The sequence below is a fragment of the Nesterenkonia pannonica genome (genome assembly GCF_019575955.1).
Taxonomy (GTDB): domain Bacteria; phylum Actinomycetota; class Actinomycetes; order Actinomycetales; family Micrococcaceae; genus Nesterenkonia; species Nesterenkonia pannonica.
The window spans coordinates 399,799-416,053 of record NZ_CP080575.1 but is presented as its reverse complement, the minus strand read 5'-3'; the positions used below and the strand labels follow the sequence as shown (position 1 = coordinate 416,053).

General features: G+C 67.2%; 14 protein-coding genes and 6 pseudogenes. 10 read left to right on the top strand and 10 right to left on the bottom strand.

The window, feature by feature from the left end:
* Nucleotides 1-5 precede the first annotated feature (5 nt).
* The 4 genes and pseudogenes from K0H76_RS03110 to K0H76_RS03095 all read left to right on the top strand — a co-directional run bounded on the left by K0H76_RS03110 (nucleotide 6) and on the right by K0H76_RS03095 (nucleotide 2,388).
* A complete protein-coding gene (locus K0H76_RS03110) occupies nucleotides 6-644 on the top strand; it encodes a TrkA family potassium uptake protein (protein WP_146341889.1) in 639 nt (212 codons plus the stop codon).
* Nucleotides 645-749: 105 nt separating this feature from the next.
* Nucleotides 750-1,850, top strand: a pseudogene (locus K0H76_RS03105) (acetoin utilization protein AcuC).
* A 110-nt stretch (nucleotides 1,851-1,960) separates the two neighbouring features.
* Nucleotides 1,961-2,059, top strand: coding sequence for an AURKAIP1/COX24 domain-containing protein (locus K0H76_RS03100; RefSeq protein ID WP_081652675.1), 99 nt, complete (start codon nucleotides 1,961-1,963; stop codon nucleotides 2,057-2,059).
* 83 nt (nucleotides 2,060-2,142) lie between these two features.
* The gene (locus K0H76_RS03095) at nucleotides 2,143-2,388 is read left to right on the top strand and encodes a glutaredoxin family protein (protein ID WP_246836311.1); all 246 of its coding nucleotides are present in this window, start codon (nucleotides 2,143-2,145) and stop codon (nucleotides 2,386-2,388) included.
* Here the strand turns inward: K0H76_RS03095 and K0H76_RS03090 are convergent.
* From K0H76_RS03090 to K0H76_RS03045, 10 genes and pseudogenes are all read right to left on the bottom strand, one after another.
* Entirely contained in the window at nucleotides 2,369-2,836 is a 468-nt protein-coding gene (locus K0H76_RS03090; RefSeq protein WP_258934416.1) for a hypothetical protein, read from the bottom strand. The genes K0H76_RS03095 and K0H76_RS03090 overlap by 20 nt on opposite strands.
* A 108-nt stretch (nucleotides 2,837-2,944) precedes the next feature.
* Complete coding sequence (locus tag K0H76_RS03085; protein ID WP_258934415.1) at nucleotides 2,945-3,205, bottom strand: NAD(P)-binding domain-containing protein; 261 nt, start codon at nucleotides 3,203-3,205, stop codon at nucleotides 2,945-2,947.
* Between the two features lie 129 nt (nucleotides 3,206-3,334).
* Nucleotides 3,335-4,144: pseudogene (locus tag K0H76_RS03080) on the bottom strand (sugar phosphate isomerase/epimerase).
* Between the two features lie 118 nt (nucleotides 4,145-4,262).
* A pseudogene (locus tag K0H76_RS03075) lies at nucleotides 4,263-5,224 on the bottom strand (Ppx/GppA family phosphatase); the annotation flags it as partial.
* A 26-nt stretch (nucleotides 5,225-5,250) separates the two neighbouring features.
* Nucleotides 5,251-8,000, bottom strand: a pseudogene (topA, locus tag K0H76_RS03070) (type I DNA topoisomerase).
* Nucleotides 8,001-8,015: 15 nt separating this feature from the next.
* On the bottom strand, nucleotides 8,016-8,588 hold the full coding sequence (locus K0H76_RS03065; RefSeq protein WP_258934414.1) for a hypothetical protein: 573 nt from the start codon (nucleotides 8,586-8,588) through the stop codon (nucleotides 8,016-8,018).
* Entirely contained in the window at nucleotides 8,474-8,911 is a 438-nt protein-coding gene (locus K0H76_RS03060) for a hypothetical protein (RefSeq protein WP_258934413.1), read from the bottom strand. Before K0H76_RS03060 ends, K0H76_RS03065 begins: the two co-directional genes overlap by 115 nt.
* The gene (locus K0H76_RS03055; RefSeq protein WP_258934412.1) at nucleotides 8,817-9,158 is read right to left on the bottom strand and encodes a 50S ribosomal protein L11 methyltransferase; all 342 of its coding nucleotides are present in this window, start codon (nucleotides 9,156-9,158) and stop codon (nucleotides 8,817-8,819) included. Before K0H76_RS03055 ends, K0H76_RS03060 begins: the two co-directional genes overlap by 95 nt.
* Nucleotides 9,131-9,688, bottom strand: coding sequence for a hypothetical protein (locus tag K0H76_RS03050; protein ID WP_258934411.1), 558 nt, complete (start codon nucleotides 9,686-9,688; stop codon nucleotides 9,131-9,133). Before K0H76_RS03050 ends, K0H76_RS03055 begins: the two co-directional genes overlap by 28 nt.
* Nucleotides 9,685-10,648 (bottom strand): annotated as a pseudogene (locus K0H76_RS03045) (rhodanese-related sulfurtransferase). Before K0H76_RS03045 ends, K0H76_RS03050 begins: the two are co-directional and overlap by 4 nt.
* A gap of 68 nt (nucleotides 10,649-10,716) precedes the next feature.
* On the opposite strand from K0H76_RS03045, the gene K0H76_RS03040 reads away from it, so the two are divergent.
* The 6 genes and pseudogenes from K0H76_RS03040 (at nucleotide 10,717) to K0H76_RS03015 (ending at nucleotide 16,228) form a co-directional block, all read left to right on the top strand.
* Nucleotides 10,717-11,484 (top strand): hypothetical protein, encoded by a 768-nt coding sequence (locus K0H76_RS03040; protein WP_258934410.1) that lies wholly within the window; start codon nucleotides 10,717-10,719, stop codon nucleotides 11,482-11,484.
* A 76-nt stretch (nucleotides 11,485-11,560) separates the two neighbouring features.
* Nucleotides 11,561-11,707 carry a hypothetical protein gene (locus K0H76_RS03035; protein ID WP_258935519.1) on the top strand — a complete coding sequence of 49 codons (147 nt, stop codon included), beginning with the start codon at nucleotides 11,561-11,563 and terminating at the stop codon, nucleotides 11,705-11,707.
* Nucleotides 11,704-12,489 carry a homocysteine S-methyltransferase family protein gene (locus K0H76_RS03030; protein ID WP_258935316.1) on the top strand — a complete coding sequence of 262 codons (786 nt, stop codon included), beginning with the start codon at nucleotides 11,704-11,706 and terminating at the stop codon, nucleotides 12,487-12,489. The genes K0H76_RS03035 and K0H76_RS03030 overlap by 4 nt, the downstream gene beginning before the upstream one ends.
* Nucleotides 12,440-12,643 (top strand): hypothetical protein, encoded by a 204-nt coding sequence (locus tag K0H76_RS03025; protein WP_258935315.1) that lies wholly within the window; start codon nucleotides 12,440-12,442, stop codon nucleotides 12,641-12,643. Before K0H76_RS03030 ends, K0H76_RS03025 begins: the two co-directional genes overlap by 50 nt.
* 32 nt (nucleotides 12,644-12,675) lie before the next feature.
* Nucleotides 12,676-15,096, top strand: a pseudogene (locus K0H76_RS03020) (DEAD/DEAH box helicase).
* A gap of 190 nt (nucleotides 15,097-15,286) precedes the next feature.
* Entirely contained in the window at nucleotides 15,287-16,228 is a 942-nt protein-coding gene (locus K0H76_RS03015) for a DUF4244 domain-containing protein (protein WP_258934409.1), read from the top strand.
* The last annotated feature ends 27 nt before the right edge of the window (nucleotides 16,229-16,255 follow it).

Here is a 16,255-nt window from a genome sequence, read left to right as displayed (position 1 = left end):
AGCCGATCCTGGTGGTCGGCCTGGGCCGCTTCGGCATCGCCCTGGGCGAGCAGCTGGTCTCCCAGGACAAGGAGGTCCTCGCGGTGGACAGCGACGGACGCCTGGTCCAGAAGTTCGCCGACATCTTCACCCACACGGTTCAGGCCGACGCCACCGACATGGAGGCGCTGAAGCAGCTGGGCGCCCACGAGTTCGACTCCGCCGTGGTGGGGGTCGGCACATCGATCGAATCGTCAGTCCTGATTGCCGCGAACCTCGTGGACATCGGGGTGAAGCAGGTGTGGGCGAAGGCCATCAACCCCACCCACGGCAAGATCCTGACCCGCATCGGATGCCACCATGTCATCTACCCCGAGCACGACGCCGGCGTCCGTGCGGCGCACCTGGTCTCGGGACAGATGCTCGACTTCATCAAGTTCGACGATGACTTCGCGATCGTGAAGATGCGTCCGCCGAAGATCCTCCACGGCAAGACCATCGACCAGACTCAGCCGCGCAAGCGGCTGGGCGTGAACGTCGTGGGTGTGAAGTCTCCCGGTGAGGACTTCGTCTACGCCCAGCCTGACACTCTGGTCTCAGCCGGGGACACGATCGTCGTGTCCGGGGACGTCAGCAAACTGGAGTACTTCGCTGACCACGTGTGAGGCTGGCATAGGCTTGGCCATGTGAACCGGCCGCCTCTCTCCCCTCCAGCCGCCCTGGTGTGGGATCCTGCGCTGCTGGAGTTCCGGTTCGGGGATCGGCACCCCATGGACCCGGCACGCCTGGAGCTCACAGAGCGTCTGTGCGCGGAGCTGGGACTGCTCGAGAAGGTCACCACCATTGCGCCCGCCCCTGCCAGCACGGATCAGCTGCGCACGATCCACACCGAGGCGTACCTCGCAGCTGTCGAGGCAGCAGGGCAGCATGGGACGGGCTCGAGGGCGCACGGACTGGGCACGGAGGACAACCCGGTCTTCGAGGCGATGCACACCGGCGCAGCCCTCATTGTTTACGGAACTGCGGCGCTTGCCGAGCAGGTCGCATCCGGGAGCATCACGCGCGGCGTGAACTTCGCCGGGGGCATGCACCACGCTCAGGTAGCTCGGCCGGAGGGTTCTGCGTCTACAACGACGTGGCGCTCGCTGTCAGAATTCTGCTGGACGGAGGGATCAGCCGTGTGGCCTGCATCGACCTGGATGCCCACCATGGGGACGGAACCCAGCAGATCTTCTATGACGACCCTCGCGTGATGACCATCTCGCTGCACCAGTCGGGGGCGAACCTGTTCCCGTTCTCCGGGTACCCGAACGAGACCGGTTCCGGGGATGCGGCCGGAACCAGCGTCAACGTGTCCCTTCCTGAAGAGACGGGGATGCGGGCTTCCTCCGCGCCTTCGACGCGACGGTGCTTAAGCCCTCTTGGAAGCCTTCGCCCCTGAGGTCATCATTTCTCAGCACGGCGCTGACGCGCATGCGCGTGATCCGCTGAGCGACCTGCAGATGAGCATCGAGGGCAGCGGCAGCTCGCTCTGGCCGTTGGGGAGCTGGCGGACGGGCACTGCGGCGGGCGCTGGATCGCCACGGGCGGCGGGGGCTACGCCGTCTTCGACGTGGTGCCTCGCACGTGGGCGCACCTGACGGCCATCGTCGCCGGAGATCCCCTGCCGCCTGAAGCGCCCACCCCTCGGCGTGGCAGGCTGAAGTCGAGAGCCGGGGGCCGCTGCTCCGCAGACAATGGGCGACGGCGTCGATCCGGTCTTCCGCAGCTGGAGCGAAGGCTATGACCCGGAGGATGACGCAGACCGCGCCGTGATCCAGACGCGCAAGGAGATCTTCCCGTTCTGGGGCCTCGACCCGCACTACGACTGAACAGGCCTAACTCCCGACGACGCGCGCTAGTTTCGTGTGATGTGATGCGGTCTGTAAACTACTTCGAGACCATTTTGGCCTTATCCCCTATAGACAAGGATTGTCGCCCTATGGGTTCAGTGATTAAGAAGCGCCGCAAGCGCATGGCGAAGAAGAAGCACCGCAAACGTCTGCGCAAGACGCGTCACCAGCGACGCAACAAGAAGTAGCGAGCTTCACGCAGGGCCCCGGATTCTCATTGAGAGTCCGGGGCCCTGCTGTGTGCCGAGGATTCGGCTGAGAGGATGTGCTTGTGACTGACGTTGAGGTTCTGGTGAAGCCGGGCTGCCACTTGTGCGCGGACGCCGTCGCTGTGACCGCTGAGGTGTGCGCCGAGTTCGGGCTGGAGCACCGAACGTCGGACATTTCGCAGGACCCCGTGCTGGCGGAGCAGTTCGCGGAGGAGATCCCGGTGCTGCGGATCGACGGGGTGCCCCGCGATTTTTGGCGCTTCGACGCCGCCCGGCTGCGTCGGATGCTCAGCGAAGCGACTGGCTGATCTCAGCCGCACGTTCGGATGAGGCTTTGGCTCCGGCGCGGATGGTGTGCCCCATGTCGGCCTCGTCGAAGGTGCGAATGGCCTGCTCGGTGGTGCCGTTGGGGCTGGTGACGTTGCGTCGCAGCTGAGCGGCGTCGAGGACACCGAGGTTCTCGACGAGCATCGTGCCGGCGCCGTAGAGCGTCTGGGCGGCGAGGGCCGCGGCGAGGTCCGGGTCCAGTCCCATTTCGACGCCTGCGGCGGCCATGTGCTCGGCGAGGTAGAAGGCGTAGGCCGGGCCCGAACCGGCGACCCCGGTGAGGGCGTCGATCTGCGGCTCGTCGAGGATGTGCACGCGGTAAGCCGCTGAGAGGAGCTCCGCGACCGTTTCCGTCTGCTCCTGGGTGGCGTGGTCCCCTGGTGCCAGTCCGACCACGCCCGCGCCGACGGACAGCGGTGTGTTGGGCATGGTGCGGATGGTAAGCTGGTTCTGCCGCAGGGCGCTCTGCATCATGTCAGGGTGACAGCCGCGGCCACGGAGACCACCGCAGCGTCGGGACGGACCGCCTCTCTGATCTCAGTGCAGAGGTCGGTGATCTGGTGGGGCTTGACCCCAGGAAGACGACGTCCGCTTCCGCCACAGCCTCCAGATTGGCCCCGGGGCACTCTCCTCGGCCAGCGCGGTGACCCCGTACTCGTCTCGGGATCGCTGGGCGGAGGCTTCGGACCGATTGGTGACGGTCACGTTCTCGGGTGGGACCCCGGATCCGAGCAGTCCGGCCAGGATGGCCCCGTTCATGGAGCCCAGCCCCAGCATCGCAATCTTCACAGAACTCATGCCCCCACCCTAGAGCGGATTCGGCGGCGAGTCAGAGTTCGATATCGCGCATGAGGATGCTGATGCGGAGCGCCAGATCTTCTATCTCGTCCACTGCTCCCAGTTATTTCCCCGAGTGGGAGTAAAGCTCTAGTCCTCTTGGCCGAGGTGGTAGCGGGCGAAGCGCAGGGAGTCGGCGAGCATGCGCTCCCGCTCCCCACCTGCTTGGCGCTGCGAGTGGACACTTCCACCGCGACCACACCGTCGAACCCTGAGCCGCCGAAGTCCGGCTGACCGATCAGCTCCATCGATTCGGCCACCCGCTGCTCTCCGAGCCCCGGCACGAGGTGGTCGTCCTTGAAGCCGTTGGACCAGCCGTCTGTCAGGTGAACGTGGCGCAGGCGAGAGCCCAGAGCCTTCACCGCCTCGTAGGAGTCGTCCTCGGCCGTGGCCGCGTGCGAAGTCCCACGTGACGTGCTTGTATCCGTAGGCCACCGGGTTCCAGTGGGGCAGATACATCTTCGCCTCGCGCCCCGGGCACGCCAGGGTACATGTTCTCCACGGCGAACATGATGCCGGTCTCCGCCTCGATCTCATCGACCAGCTCCGGGAAGCGCACCGCGTAAGCGCCCTGCCACCGGAACGGGGGTGGGCGACGACGGCGGAGGCTCCGACCTCCGCGGCCAGCTGGGCAGACTTCCACAGCTTCTCGTCCGCGGTGCCCCAGACCTGCTGGGTCAGCAGCAGGGTCGGGGCGTGGATGGCCATCACAGGCAGCCCGAAGCGCTGAACAGCCTCGTTGATCATGGATGCCTGCTGGGTCTCAGCGCGGTGGGTGACCATCACCTCGATGCCGTCGTAGCCCAGGTCCTGCGCTATGGCGAACGTCGCATCAAGACGCAGCGGATACATCGATGAGGTGGACAGCGCCACGGGAATGCGAGAGCGGGGCCCACTCATCAGGCGTGCTCCACGGTGATCTGCCGGACGTCCTTGTGATTGGGCCTGCGCAGCTCACGGGCCAGGTCGACGTGGCCCACACCGGGGCGGACGGCAGGGACACGCCGTTGGAGCAGGACAGCGCATCCAATCGACGCAGGATCAGGCCCTCGCGCAGCGCCCAGGGGCAGATCGTCATCTCCTCGGCCCCAAAAGCCTTCATCGCAGCCTCCGCCGCAATCGCACCGGCGAGCACCTGGGGCGCCCTCGTCTCTGAGACGCCGGGAAGCTGAGCGCGCTCCGTGGCGGGAAGCTCCCGAGCTTCTTCACCAGCGCCTTCAGATCCTTGTGCTTCAGCGTCCGAGGACATACGGCCCATCCTCAGACGGGGCCGACCCGGTCAGGCGCGCCAGGGAGCGGAACGTCTTGGAGGTCGCGGTGACCATCGTCTTCGGCGTCGTCGGGATCTCCAGGTTCTGCGGGAACTCACGGCGCGCGGCCCTCACCTCCTCGGCGGCGAAGGCGCGCAGCTCCTTCACCTGTGCCTTCGATGGCGCCTGGTCGCTCAGCCGACCGCCCTCCTGCAGCTCCTCAGGAGCCATTCGCGGGTCAGCCTCGCCGCACCCAGCGGCACGCTCAGCGCGGTGGAGGGCAGCTCATCCTGCCCGTAGGCGATCTCCAGCGAGCCGCCCCGATGTCGAAATTCAGGATGTGCCCGGCTGACCACCCGTGCCAGCGGCGCACCGCGAAGAACGTCATAGCAGACTCCTGCGCGCCGGTGAGCTCGGTGAGCTCAATGTCGGTCTCCGCCTGGACCCGCTGAAGCACCTGCTCGCCGTTGGCCGACTCTCTGATGGCAGAGGTGCAGAAGGCCAGCAGATCCTCCGCCCGGTGACGGGTGGCGAACCTCATGGCGTCATTGATGAAGCTGAGGAGCTGATCCTGCCCGTGCTCCGTAATGGCCCCGTCCGCGTCCAGATGCTGCACGAGCGACAGCGGCCGCTTGTGCGAGGCGAACGGCTCAGGCTTCGCGCCGATGTGCGCGTCGACCAGAGCCAGATGGACGGTGTTCGATCCGATGTCGAGCACACCCAGTCGCATGAATCTCCTGCGTCCCCTCAGTGGTCCTAGGACTTCTTCGCGGCGGTCTTCTTACGAGCCCCGCCGCTGCTCTTCTTCTTGGCACCCGTGGCCGGGCCCTTGGCTCGCTTTTCGGCCAACAGGGAGAACGCCTGCTCCTTGGTGAGCTGTTCCAGGGTCACGCTGCGCGGCACCGTGACATTGGTCTCCCCGTCGGTGACGTAGGCGCCGAAGCGTCCTTCCTTGACCACCACGGGCTTCTCCGTGGTGGGGTCAGCGCCGAACTCCGCCAGGGGCGGCAGCAGCCTGGCGGCCGCGCTGCTTCGGCTGGGCGTAGATCTTCCGAGCCTCATCCTCGGTGATGCTGAAGAGCTGCTCCTCGGACTCCAGGGACCGGGAGTCGCTGCCCTTCTTCAGGTACGGCCCGAATCGGCCGTTCTGAGCCGTGATCTCCTGGCCGTCCTCGTCGGTGCCCACGGTGCGCGGCAGAGACAGCAGCAGCAGGGCATCGTCGATGGACACGCTCTCCAGCGACATCGACTTCAGCAGCGAGCCGGTGCGCGGCTTGACCGGCTTCGGCTTCTTCTTGGGCTTGGGCTTGCCGTTCTTGTAGTACTCCGTCGGCAGGGCGTCCAGATACGCCTGCATCTCCTCCTCCGTCATCTCGGGGATGACTTCGGTGACGTAGGGGCCGAAACGACCGTCCTTCGCGACGATCTCCCGGCCGGTCTCAGGATCGGTGCCCAGCACGCGGCCGGACTGCGCCGCCTGCTGGAAGAGCTCCTCAGCCTTGTCCGTGGTCAGCTCATCCGGGGCGATCTCCTCGGGAACGTTGGCGCGGAGCATCTTCAGCTCGCCGTTCTCATCCGCCTCACCGTCGGGGTTCGGGCGCTCCAGGTACGGTCCGTAGCGGCCGACGCGAACGTCCACACCCTCGGCAACTCGGATGGTGTTGATCGCTCGAGCGTCGATTTCCCCGAGGTTCTCGACCACATTCTTCAATCCCTCCTCAGCGCTCTCCGCACCGAAGTAGAACCCTTGGAGCCACACCTCCCGCTCCACGTCCCCGCGGGCGATCTGGTCCAGATCGCCCTCGAGCCGGGCGGTGAAGTCGTAGTCGACATACTTGCCGAAGTGCTCCTCCAGCAGACGGATCACGCTGAATGCAGTCCAGGAGGGCACGAGGGCGGAGCCTCGCTTGGTGACGTAGCCGCGGTCCATGATGGTGGAGATGGTGGGCGCGTAGGTGGAGGGACGGCCGATCTCGCGCTTCTCCAGCTCGGCCACGATGCTGGCCTCGGTGTACCGGGCGGGGGCGTGGTCTCGTGCCCCTTGGCCTCCACGTCCGTGCCGGTGAGGCTCTGACCCTCTTCGAGCTGCGGAAGGCGCTTGTCCTTGGCGGACTTCGCGTCCTCGTCCTTCTTCTCGGAGTCGTCGGCCACCTCTTCGTAGGCGGCGAGGAACCCGGGGAAAGTGATGACCGTGCCGGATGCGCCGAAGGTGGCGCTGCGGCCGTCGGAGGCCTCACCGGTGAGGCGCACGCTGGCAGTGAAGCCCTTCGCGTCCTCCATCTGGGAGGCGACTGTGCGCTTCCAGACCAGCTCGTAGAGCCGGAACTCGTCGGCGGAGAGCTCACCCTTGACCTGCTTGGGAGTGCGGAAGGAGTCGCCTGCGGGCCGGATGGCCTCGTGGGCCTCCTGCGCGGTCTGGCTGCGCTTGCCGTAGACGCGCGGCTTATCCGGCACATGCGCGGCCGAGTAGAGCTCGGTGGCCTGCTTCCGGGCCGCGTTGAGCGCCTCATTCGACAGCGTGGTCGAATCAGTTCGCATGTAGGTGATGTAGCCGTTCTCATAGAGCCGCTGCGCCACCTGCATGGCCACGCGGGACGAGAAGCGGAGCCTGCGTGCTGCGTCCTGCTGCAGGGTGGAGGTGATGAACGGAGGCTGCGGTAGAGCGGCTGTAGGGCTTCTCCTCGAGGAGTCCACAGTGAAGCTGGCCTCCAGCAGCCCGTCGGCCAGCGACTGCGCCTCGTCCTGGCCCAGGACGGCAACGTCCTGCCGGGACTTCTTCAGCTGACCGGTCTCGTCGAAGTCGCTTCCCTGCGCGATCCTGCGGCCGTCGACGGCGTTCAGCTTGGCGGTGAAAGTCTCCTCGGAGGCGGTGGCGAACTCACCGCTGAGGTCCCAGTAGGAGGCCGGAACGAAGGCCATGCGCTCGCGCTCCCGGTCCACCACCAGGCGGGTGGCCACCGACTGAACACGGCCCGCTGAGAGGCCGCGGCCGACTTTGCGCCACAGCACCGGGGAGATCTCGTAGCCGTAGAGGCGGTCGAGGATCCGTCGGGTCTCCTGCGCATCGACCAGATCGGTGTCGATCTCGCGAGGGGACTCCATGGCACGGGTGATCCCCTCCTTGGTGATCTCCGTGAAGGTGAGCCGGAATGTGGGGACCTTGGGCTTGAGCACCTCATAGAGGTGCCAGGCGATGGCCTCGCCCTCCCTGTCGGCATCCGTGGCGAGGTAGAGCTCGTCGGCTTCCTTCAGCAGCTGCTTGAGCTCCCGGACCTTGGACTTCTTTGAGTCGAAATCACATAGTAGGGCTCGAATCCGTGGTCGGGATCCACGGCAAATTTGCCGAAGGGCCCCTTCTTCATGTCATCCGGCAGCTCTGAGGGCTGCGGGAGGTCACGGATGTGCCCCGCCGAGGCATCCACGATGAAGTCGTCGCCCATGTACTTTGCGATGGAGCGGGATTTAGCCGGGGACTCGACGATGACGAGCTTCTTGCCTTGAGGCACTGATCTCCTTGGAACCTACTGGGGTGCAGCGGTGCTGCTGCTTGGCGGCTGCGCCTCACTATATAGGGTGAGGAATCCGTCGGCGCAAAGGTCCAGAACCTCCGCCTGCAGGGCATCTTCGTCAGCATCAGTCAGTGCGCACACTGCTGTGATGATCTGTCCGGCGGCCAGTTCCCCGTCAGAGGCGGCCATGAAGTAAGCCGCTGCGCTGCTGATGGGACGGGCTCGCCGCAGGCCCGCACCCTGCCGGGCGAGGATGACTTCGGGATGCTCAGCGCCGAAGCGCTGGTACCGCTCCTCGGTGACGTCTCCGGCCACCGTGAAGTGTTCGGCCAGGATGCTCCGGCGATCCCGCACGGCGCGCTCCGCGGTCCGTCCGATCACCGGGCCCAGCGGCTGCTGAACCTCGCCGGTGAGCTCCTCGAACCGGCGCCAGGGCAGGGACCCGTCCTCCTGGGGCCTGCCCAGCCAGATCATCCCGAAGCCGACGCTGCGCACTCCGCGCGCCTCAAAGTCACGCAGGTAGGCGGCGTAGCTGCGGCGGTACTCGGCGAGGTTCCGCTCCTCGCCGGCCTCCCTGAGCCACATCTCTGCGTACTGGGCGGGGTCTGAGCATCGCGCTGGATGAACCATGCGGACAGCCCCGAGTCCTCGGCCCAGGCGCGCGGACGGGCCATCGCATCCTCCTCGAGAATCTCCCAGTTGCCGAGCATCTGGGCGGTTCCGGCGGGCGCGAGCACCGCGGGCAGGCCGCTGACCAGCTCCGCCATGAGGGTGTCGCCCTCCCGGCCGCCGTCGCGGTAGGTGTAGAGCTCCTCATCCGGGGCACCGGTGCGAGGGTGATGACGAACGGGGGTTGGACACGACGAGGTCGAACCGCCGACCGGCCACGGGCTCCAGCAGGCTGCCATGGAGGAGCTCGACCCGCGAGTGCAGATTCTGCGGATCCAGACGCAGCGTCGGCGCATTGAGCAGCAGGTTGAACCGCGCGCACGTCAGCGCCCGCTCCGACAGGTCGGTGCCGACCACATGGTCGGCGTGCAGCAGCAGATGCAGAAGCTGGATGCCGCATCCCGTGCCGATGTCCAGGGCCGTGGCCACCTGCCGGCGGTGAGTGGATGCCGCCAGCGTCAGGCTGGCCTGCCCGATGCCGAGCACGTGGTCGTGCGGCAGGGCCCCGGAGACCTGGTGGGAGGAGAGATCGCTGAGCACCCACAGGTCATGCACCGTCTCCCCGTGCTGCGCCTGGTACGGCCGCAGGTCAGCGGTGGGCCGGACACGGCGCCGGGCACCCGCGCGCTGCCGGACGGCCGACTCGGGCCCCTCCTGGGGGTGATGGCGTGATCCTCGGGGTCCGCCTCGGTGATCTCCGCCAGACCCAGGCGGACCAGTCCATCCGTGCGGACCTGCGGGAGGGCGCCGTCGACCTGCTCGGGCGTCACTTCAATGGAGACCAGCCACAGGGCCGTGAGCACCGCACCGGCAGGCGCACCGGCCTCCAGCAGCTCCAGGATTCGCAGCTGCCCCGGCACGACCTGCTCCCGGTCGAGGGCCTGCACCGCGTCCTCGCCGAGGAGCTCAGCGACACCGTCGTTGGTGAAGTAGGCAGCGGAGAGGTCCTCACGCAGGGACGCGATCAGCTCCGGGTCGTCGCAGGAGGGCGGGGCCGGGCTGGGTGAGGGGCTCATGCGGCGGTCTGATGGGATCGGCGCGGCTTGCCGAGCACCCCGGAGTTGGGGTCCGCCGGGTCAGCGTCGAGACGGGCAGCGCAGCGCGCGCACCTGGTCGTCTCCGGGATGTGGGCGCAGTCGGCGCAGTAGAGCTGAAGGGTGGAGCAGCCGCGGTCCATGCAGTTGTAGAACGTCGAGGTCTCCGCGCGGCAGTTCGCGCACTCGCCGATGGTGCGCGCGTTCTCGCTGAAGCGGGTGTTCATCCGTCCGTCGAAGACGTACAGCTCACCCTCCCAGTAGCCGTCGTCGCCGAAGGTCTCTCCGTAGCGGACGATCCCGCCGTCGATCTGGTAGACCTCTTCGAAGCCTCTGTTCCTCATCAGCGCCGAGAGCACCTCGCAGCGAATCCCTCCGGTGCAGTAGGTGACGATGGGCTGATCCTTGAGGTGGTCGTACTTTCCGGAGTCAAGCTCGGCGATGAAGTCCCGGGTCGTCTCGGTGTCAGGAACGACCGCGTCCTTGAACTTCCCAATCTGAGCCTCCATAGCGTTGCGGCCGTCGAGGAAGGTGACGTTCACTCCGTCGCGCTTCTTGGCATCGATCAGCTCATGCACCTGTGTCGGCTTCAGGTGCTCGCCGCCGCCGACCACACCGTTCTCGTCGACTGCGACTTCGTCGGGGACCCCGAAGGCCACCAGCTCAGGGCGCACTTTGACGCTCAGGCGGGGAAGTCCTCGGCTCCGCCCTCGGACCATTTGAAGGCGACGTCTTTGAACGGCGTGTAGCCGCGCGTCTCTCTGGCGTACTGCTTGACCGCCGCCATGTCCCCTCCCACGGTCCCGTTGATGCCGTGCTCAGAGATGATGATCCGTCCCCGCAGGCCAAGCTTCTGGCACAGGGTTCGCTGCCACAGCTTGACCCCTTCCGGGTCGGCGAGGGTGTGAAATGGTAGTAGAGGACTATGCGCGACTGACTCACATGACCAGGATAGATGGCCGTTGCCACACTGCCTGGTCAAACAGTGACCCATGCCATATTGTGGATTTATGGGAGTGGAACTGAATGATGACTTGGTCAGCACGTGGGTGACCGGATGGGCCCGCACCCACAACTATGAGGTGACCCATGAGGGCCGCGTCCACACGGCTCAGCCGACGTCGGACCCTGAGGCTCTCGAGCATGTGCTCTACGCCCCCGATGAGGTTGAGCTGCGCCGCATCGCCTCAGCCGTGGGCCGATCCCCCAAGCGCCTCCTCACCGTGATCGCCGAGCCCAATGACGAAGTCATGGATCTGCGCACCATCGACGGCCTGGAGCTGATCTCCGACGAGGAGGTCATCATGATCGCCGACATGGAGCACCAGGACGTCGAAGACCCCATCACTCCTGAGGAGTTCACGACCTCCCGCAACGACTTCGATGAGTGGACCCTCTTCACGGTCAAGCACGGTGACAAGACGGCCGCACGCGGACGGCTCGCCGTCGTCAACGGATTCAGCATCCTCGACCGCATCTACACCTCACCCGACTACCATGGCAGGGCTTGGGCACGTTCGTCACCCGTGCGCTGCTGGCCATCGCTCACGAGCAGGAGGTCGAGCACGGACTGCTGGTGGCCACCCACGACGGGCGGGAGCTCTATGAGTACCTCGGCTGGGAGCGCGTCGGCGATGTGCACGTCTTCGGTGCGCCCGGTGCGAAGGACCGCCGACGCCCGTCGCACTCTCAGCACGACAATATTTGAACATAATGTGGCAGTGACGCCCCTCGTTCGACTATATTTGCGGGCACTGCCACGAAGAGTTCATTTTTAACGGCCGTATATGCGAGGCCTCGCCTCGGCCGCTCCTGCACGTGGCAGCTTCACGTCCACGACGGAAAGGAGCGGCAATGTCCGCCCACACCTCTCTGACGGCCCGGCTCGATGCTGGGCCCGTCATCTGCGCCGAAGGGTTCCTGTTCGAGCTCGAGCGCCGCGGCTACCTCACCGTGGCGAGTTCGTCCCGGAGGTCGCCCTCGAGCACCCGGATGCGCTGAGGTCGCTTCACGTCGACTTCCAGCGCGCCGGATCGGATATCGTCCAGGCCTTCACCTACAACGGGCATCGCGAGAAGATGCGCGTCATCGGCAAAGAGGACCTCCTCGAGCCGCTGAACCGATCGGCGCTGCGCATCGCCCGGGATGTGGCCGATGCCGTGCCCGGCAACTTCATGGTAAGCAACATCTCCAACACGAACATCTGGGACCCCGCAGACTCCGCCAAGCAGGCCGAGGTGCGCGCCATGTTCGAGGAGATGGTCGGCTGGGCCGTCGAAGAGGGCGCGGACCTCATCATCGGCGAGACCTTCTACTACGCCGGCGAGGCGCTCACCGCCCTGGAGGTCGCTCGAGCCAGCGGACTGCCGGTGGTGCTCACCCTTGCGCCGATGGCCTTCGAAGGCATGGCCGACGGCGTGGGCGTGGTCGAGACGGCGCAGCAGCTGGAGCAGGCAGGTGCGGACGTCGTCGGGCTCAACTGCTTCCGCGGGCCGGAGACGATCATGCCCTGGCTGCGCCAGATCCGGGAGAAGGTCAGCTGCCATGTGGGCGCGCTGCCCATCCCGTACCGCACCACCCTGAGGAGCCCACCTTCTTCAACCTGTCCGATGTGCGAGCCACCGTGCCGTCCCCCACGGACGCACGTTCCCGACGGCGCTGGATCCCCTGTTCATCAACCGCTACGAGCTCGGCGCCTGGGCTGCGGAGGCGCACGCGCTCGGCATCAACTATCTGGGCGTCTGCTGCGGAGCCTCGCCCATGCACATCCGCCAGGTGGCTGAGGCGGTGGGTCAGACCACGCAGGCCAGCCGCTTCTCCGAGAACATGAGCAACCACTTCATGTACGGAAGCAACGAGCGGCTCCTGAGAACATCGTCGCTCTGGGGTCACGCGCCTGAGTGCATCCCAAGCCTTGTAGTTTGGTGGGGTGCATGATGCCGACCCCGAGGACCCGCTGACGCTGCTGCGTGAAGCGGGCCTCGGGGCTGGCCTCGACTCGGAGAGCTCCCCTGAGGCATGTGCGCACACTGCCTGCACGGCAGGCCGCACCGGCGGAATGGCCCGTGTGGACGCCCGAACCCCTGAGGGCTGCGTACCGGCAGGTCGGCATCCCCTCGCCGTACGCGCACCAGGCCCTCGCGGCGGAGGCCCTCCACTCCGGAGAGCACGTCATCCTGGCCACGGGGACAGCATCCGGAAAGTCGCTGGCGGCACAGCTGCCCGCACTCTCAGCCATCCTCGGAGCGGAGCCCGGGCCCGGCGTCGCCGCGCACGCCACCGGCGAGGCCACGGTGCTGTACCTCTCCCCACCAAGGCGCTCGCGGCCGATCAGCTGGACGGGCTCAGGGAGCTCGCCGAGACGGTCGACGCCCACGGGCCCGCCGGGGCATCCGGGCCGAGGCCTACGACGGCGACACCGACCAGCAGTCCCGGGCCTGGGTGCGCCAGCACGCGAACTTCATCCTCTCCAATCCGGACATGCTGAATGCGGGCATCCTGCCGAACCACCGCGGGTGGGCTCGGTTCTTCGCGCGGCTGCGGTACGTGATGATCGACGAGGCCCACACGGCGCGCGGCATCTTCGGTTCGCACCTGGCCCTGCTGCTGAGGCGTCTGCGCCGCGTGGCACGGCACTATGGGGCCGACCCGGTGTTCGTGGGCGCCAGCGCCACCAGCGGCGACCCGGCGACGTCGTTCGCCCGGCTGATCGGAGAGACCCCGAGACCGTCACCGCGATCACCCACGACGGCTCCCCGCACGGTGCAGTGGACGTCTACCTGTGGGAGGCGGCTGACGCGGTCGGGGTCGCCGGGGACAACGGCGCCCCGGTGAAGCGCTCCCTCACAGTGGAGGCCGCCGATCTGATGACCAACCTGGTGGTGGCAGGGCGCCGGAGCCTGGCGTTCATCAAGTCCCGCCGGGGCGCTGAGACGATCGCGCGCATCGCCGAGGAGAATCTCGCCGAGGTGGACGCGTCCCTGGTCGACCGGGTCTCCGCGTACCGGTCGGGCTACCTGAAGGAGGAGCGCCGGGAGCTGGAGCACCGGCTGCGCACCGGTCAGCTCCTGGGGGTGGCGTCCACACCGGCCTTGGAACTGGGCATCGACATCTCCGGCCTCGACGCGGTGGTCATCGCCGGATGGCCGGGAACTCGGGCATCCTTCTTCCAGCAGCTGGGCCGAGCCGGACGGTCCGGGCAGCGAGGTGCGGCGTTCTTCATCGGCGGCGATGAGCCCCTGGACTCCTACCTGCTGGCGCACCCGGAGGCCATCTTCGACCGACCTGTTGAGGATGCGGTCACCGACCCGTCGAACCCTCACGTCGCTGCTCCGCACCTGCTGGCGGCCGCGCAGGAGCTGCCCCTGGTCCCTGCGGACATCGAGGACCTGGGCCTCTTCGCGGGGCTCCGCTGGCTGGTGGAGTCTCTGACGGAGCAGGGCCACCTGCGACGTCGCCCTCGGGGCTGGTTCTTCAACCATGACGACGTCTCGGCCGCGTCCTGGGTGAAGCTGCGCTCCGACGGCGCCGGGCCGTACACCATCGTCAACGCGGAGGACGGCACTGTGGTCGGCGACATGGGGTCGGCCCAGGCGCTGCCGCAGGCCACCCTCAGGCCGTGTACGTCCACCAGGGCAGGACCTACGTGGTGGAGGAGCTGGACCTGGAGCAGAACACCGTCCTGGTGGTGCCTGCCAACCCGCCCTACTACACCCAGGCCAGGAGACCACGTCCATCAGTGTGATCGAGACGCAGCGCACGGAGGCGTGGAACGAGTTCACGCTGTGCTTCGGGACGGTGGAGGTGACGAGCACCGTCGTCGGGTTCCAGCGCAAGGCGCTCGGCTCCTCGGAGGTGATCTCCGACGAGCCCCTGGAGCTGCCGCCGTCGACTCTGCGGACTCAGGCGATGTGGCTCACGGCCCCGGAGACCACGCTGCAGAGTAGGCGGGGTGATCGTGGAGCATGTGCCGGGGTCGCTGCACGCCGCCGAGCACGCCATGATCGGTCTGCTGCCGCTGCTGTCCAGCTCTGATCGGTGGGACATCGGCGGGGTCTCCACTGCCCTGCACGCCGACACGGAGCTGCCGAGCATCTTCGTCTACGACGGACACCCGGGGTGCAGGCTTCGCGCAGCGGGTTCGAGCTGGCGGCCGAGTGGGTGCGCGCCACCGCCGAGGCGATTGAGGCCTGCAGCTGCTCGGACGGCTGTCCCTCCTGCGTGCAGTCGCCCAAGTGCGGCAACCGCAACAGTCCGCTGAGCAAGCAGGGGCGCTGAACCTGCTGCGGACTGCCCTGAAGCATCATGATGCCGAGCGCGCCGGTGAGGCCGGGCGGCCCGTGTGGGGCCATTCCCGAGCCGTCCGCGACTGGAGCCTGCCGGAATACTGAGCCCCGGAGCTGTAGACCATCCGTGGTCCCGGCTATGCGCTGACCCTCGCCCTTCCACACGCTCCTTCGCACCCGCACTGCGTGTGCCCCACCTCCACAGGGTCGCTCCTCACGCCGCGACGGATGGCCCCCATCCGTGAGTGAGCGGGTCCAGGCACCCCGTCCGGACACCATCGCGAAGGAGACGCTCATGAAGAACAGCACCACGTGGCCCGCCCCGTTCGATCGCAGCCAGGCCGAAGCAGCGCTGAAGGCCCTGCATCACGATGAGGAGGGCTTGGCGACGGCCGAGTACGGCATCGTCATGCTGGCCGCCGTCGGCTTCAGCCAACCTGCTGACGGTGATCCTGACCTCGGACACTGTTCAGGGCCTGCTCAACGGCGTCGTCGAGTCCGCGCTGAACCACTGACGACATCGATGGGACGCACCCGCGACACCGACGGCGAGCGCGGTTCCGTCACCGCGGAGTTCGCGCTCTCGCTGCTTACCATCGTCGCTGTGCTTCTGCTGGTGCTCAGCCTGGGCGCCTACGGCGTCCAGGCTGTCGCCCTGGAGTCCGCTGCCCGCGAGGCCGCGCGTCAGCTGGCCCGAGGGAGCCGTCTGCCGCGGTGGAGGCTGCTGCACGGGATGCTGCAGGAGGCGACATCATCGTGTCTCTCGCCGCAGAGGGTCCCTACACGCAGGTGTCCCTCAGCAGGCAGGTGCGCATCGCCGGTTGGGTGGGCATCGACCATGCTCATCAGGCGGAGGCTTCTGCGCGGACGGAGCACGTCTCAGGTGCCCGCCCGTGAGCAGGACCCAGCGTCTTGTCCGGGACGAGCGCGGCTCCGGCACGGTGACGGCTGTAGGAATCATTGCGGGGCTCATGACCCTCCTGGCGGTGATTCACCTGGTCAGCGCCGCCGCCGTCGCGGGAGTCAAGCCTCTCGGGCCGCCGATCTCGCGGCGCTGGTAAGCGCCGACATCGCCCGCGGGCTTGCAGCGGGCGACCCGTGCTCGGCCGCCGCTGAGACAGTGTCGCGCAACGCTGCAGAGTTCGTGGACTGCAGGGTCGGCGGGGAGTTCGAAACTGAGGTGCGGGTCACCGCAGCCGTCGAGCCGACATTCGTTCTGCTGCTTAAGCAGGCCTGACCCTTCCAGGAGGCTCCGCTGAGCGCA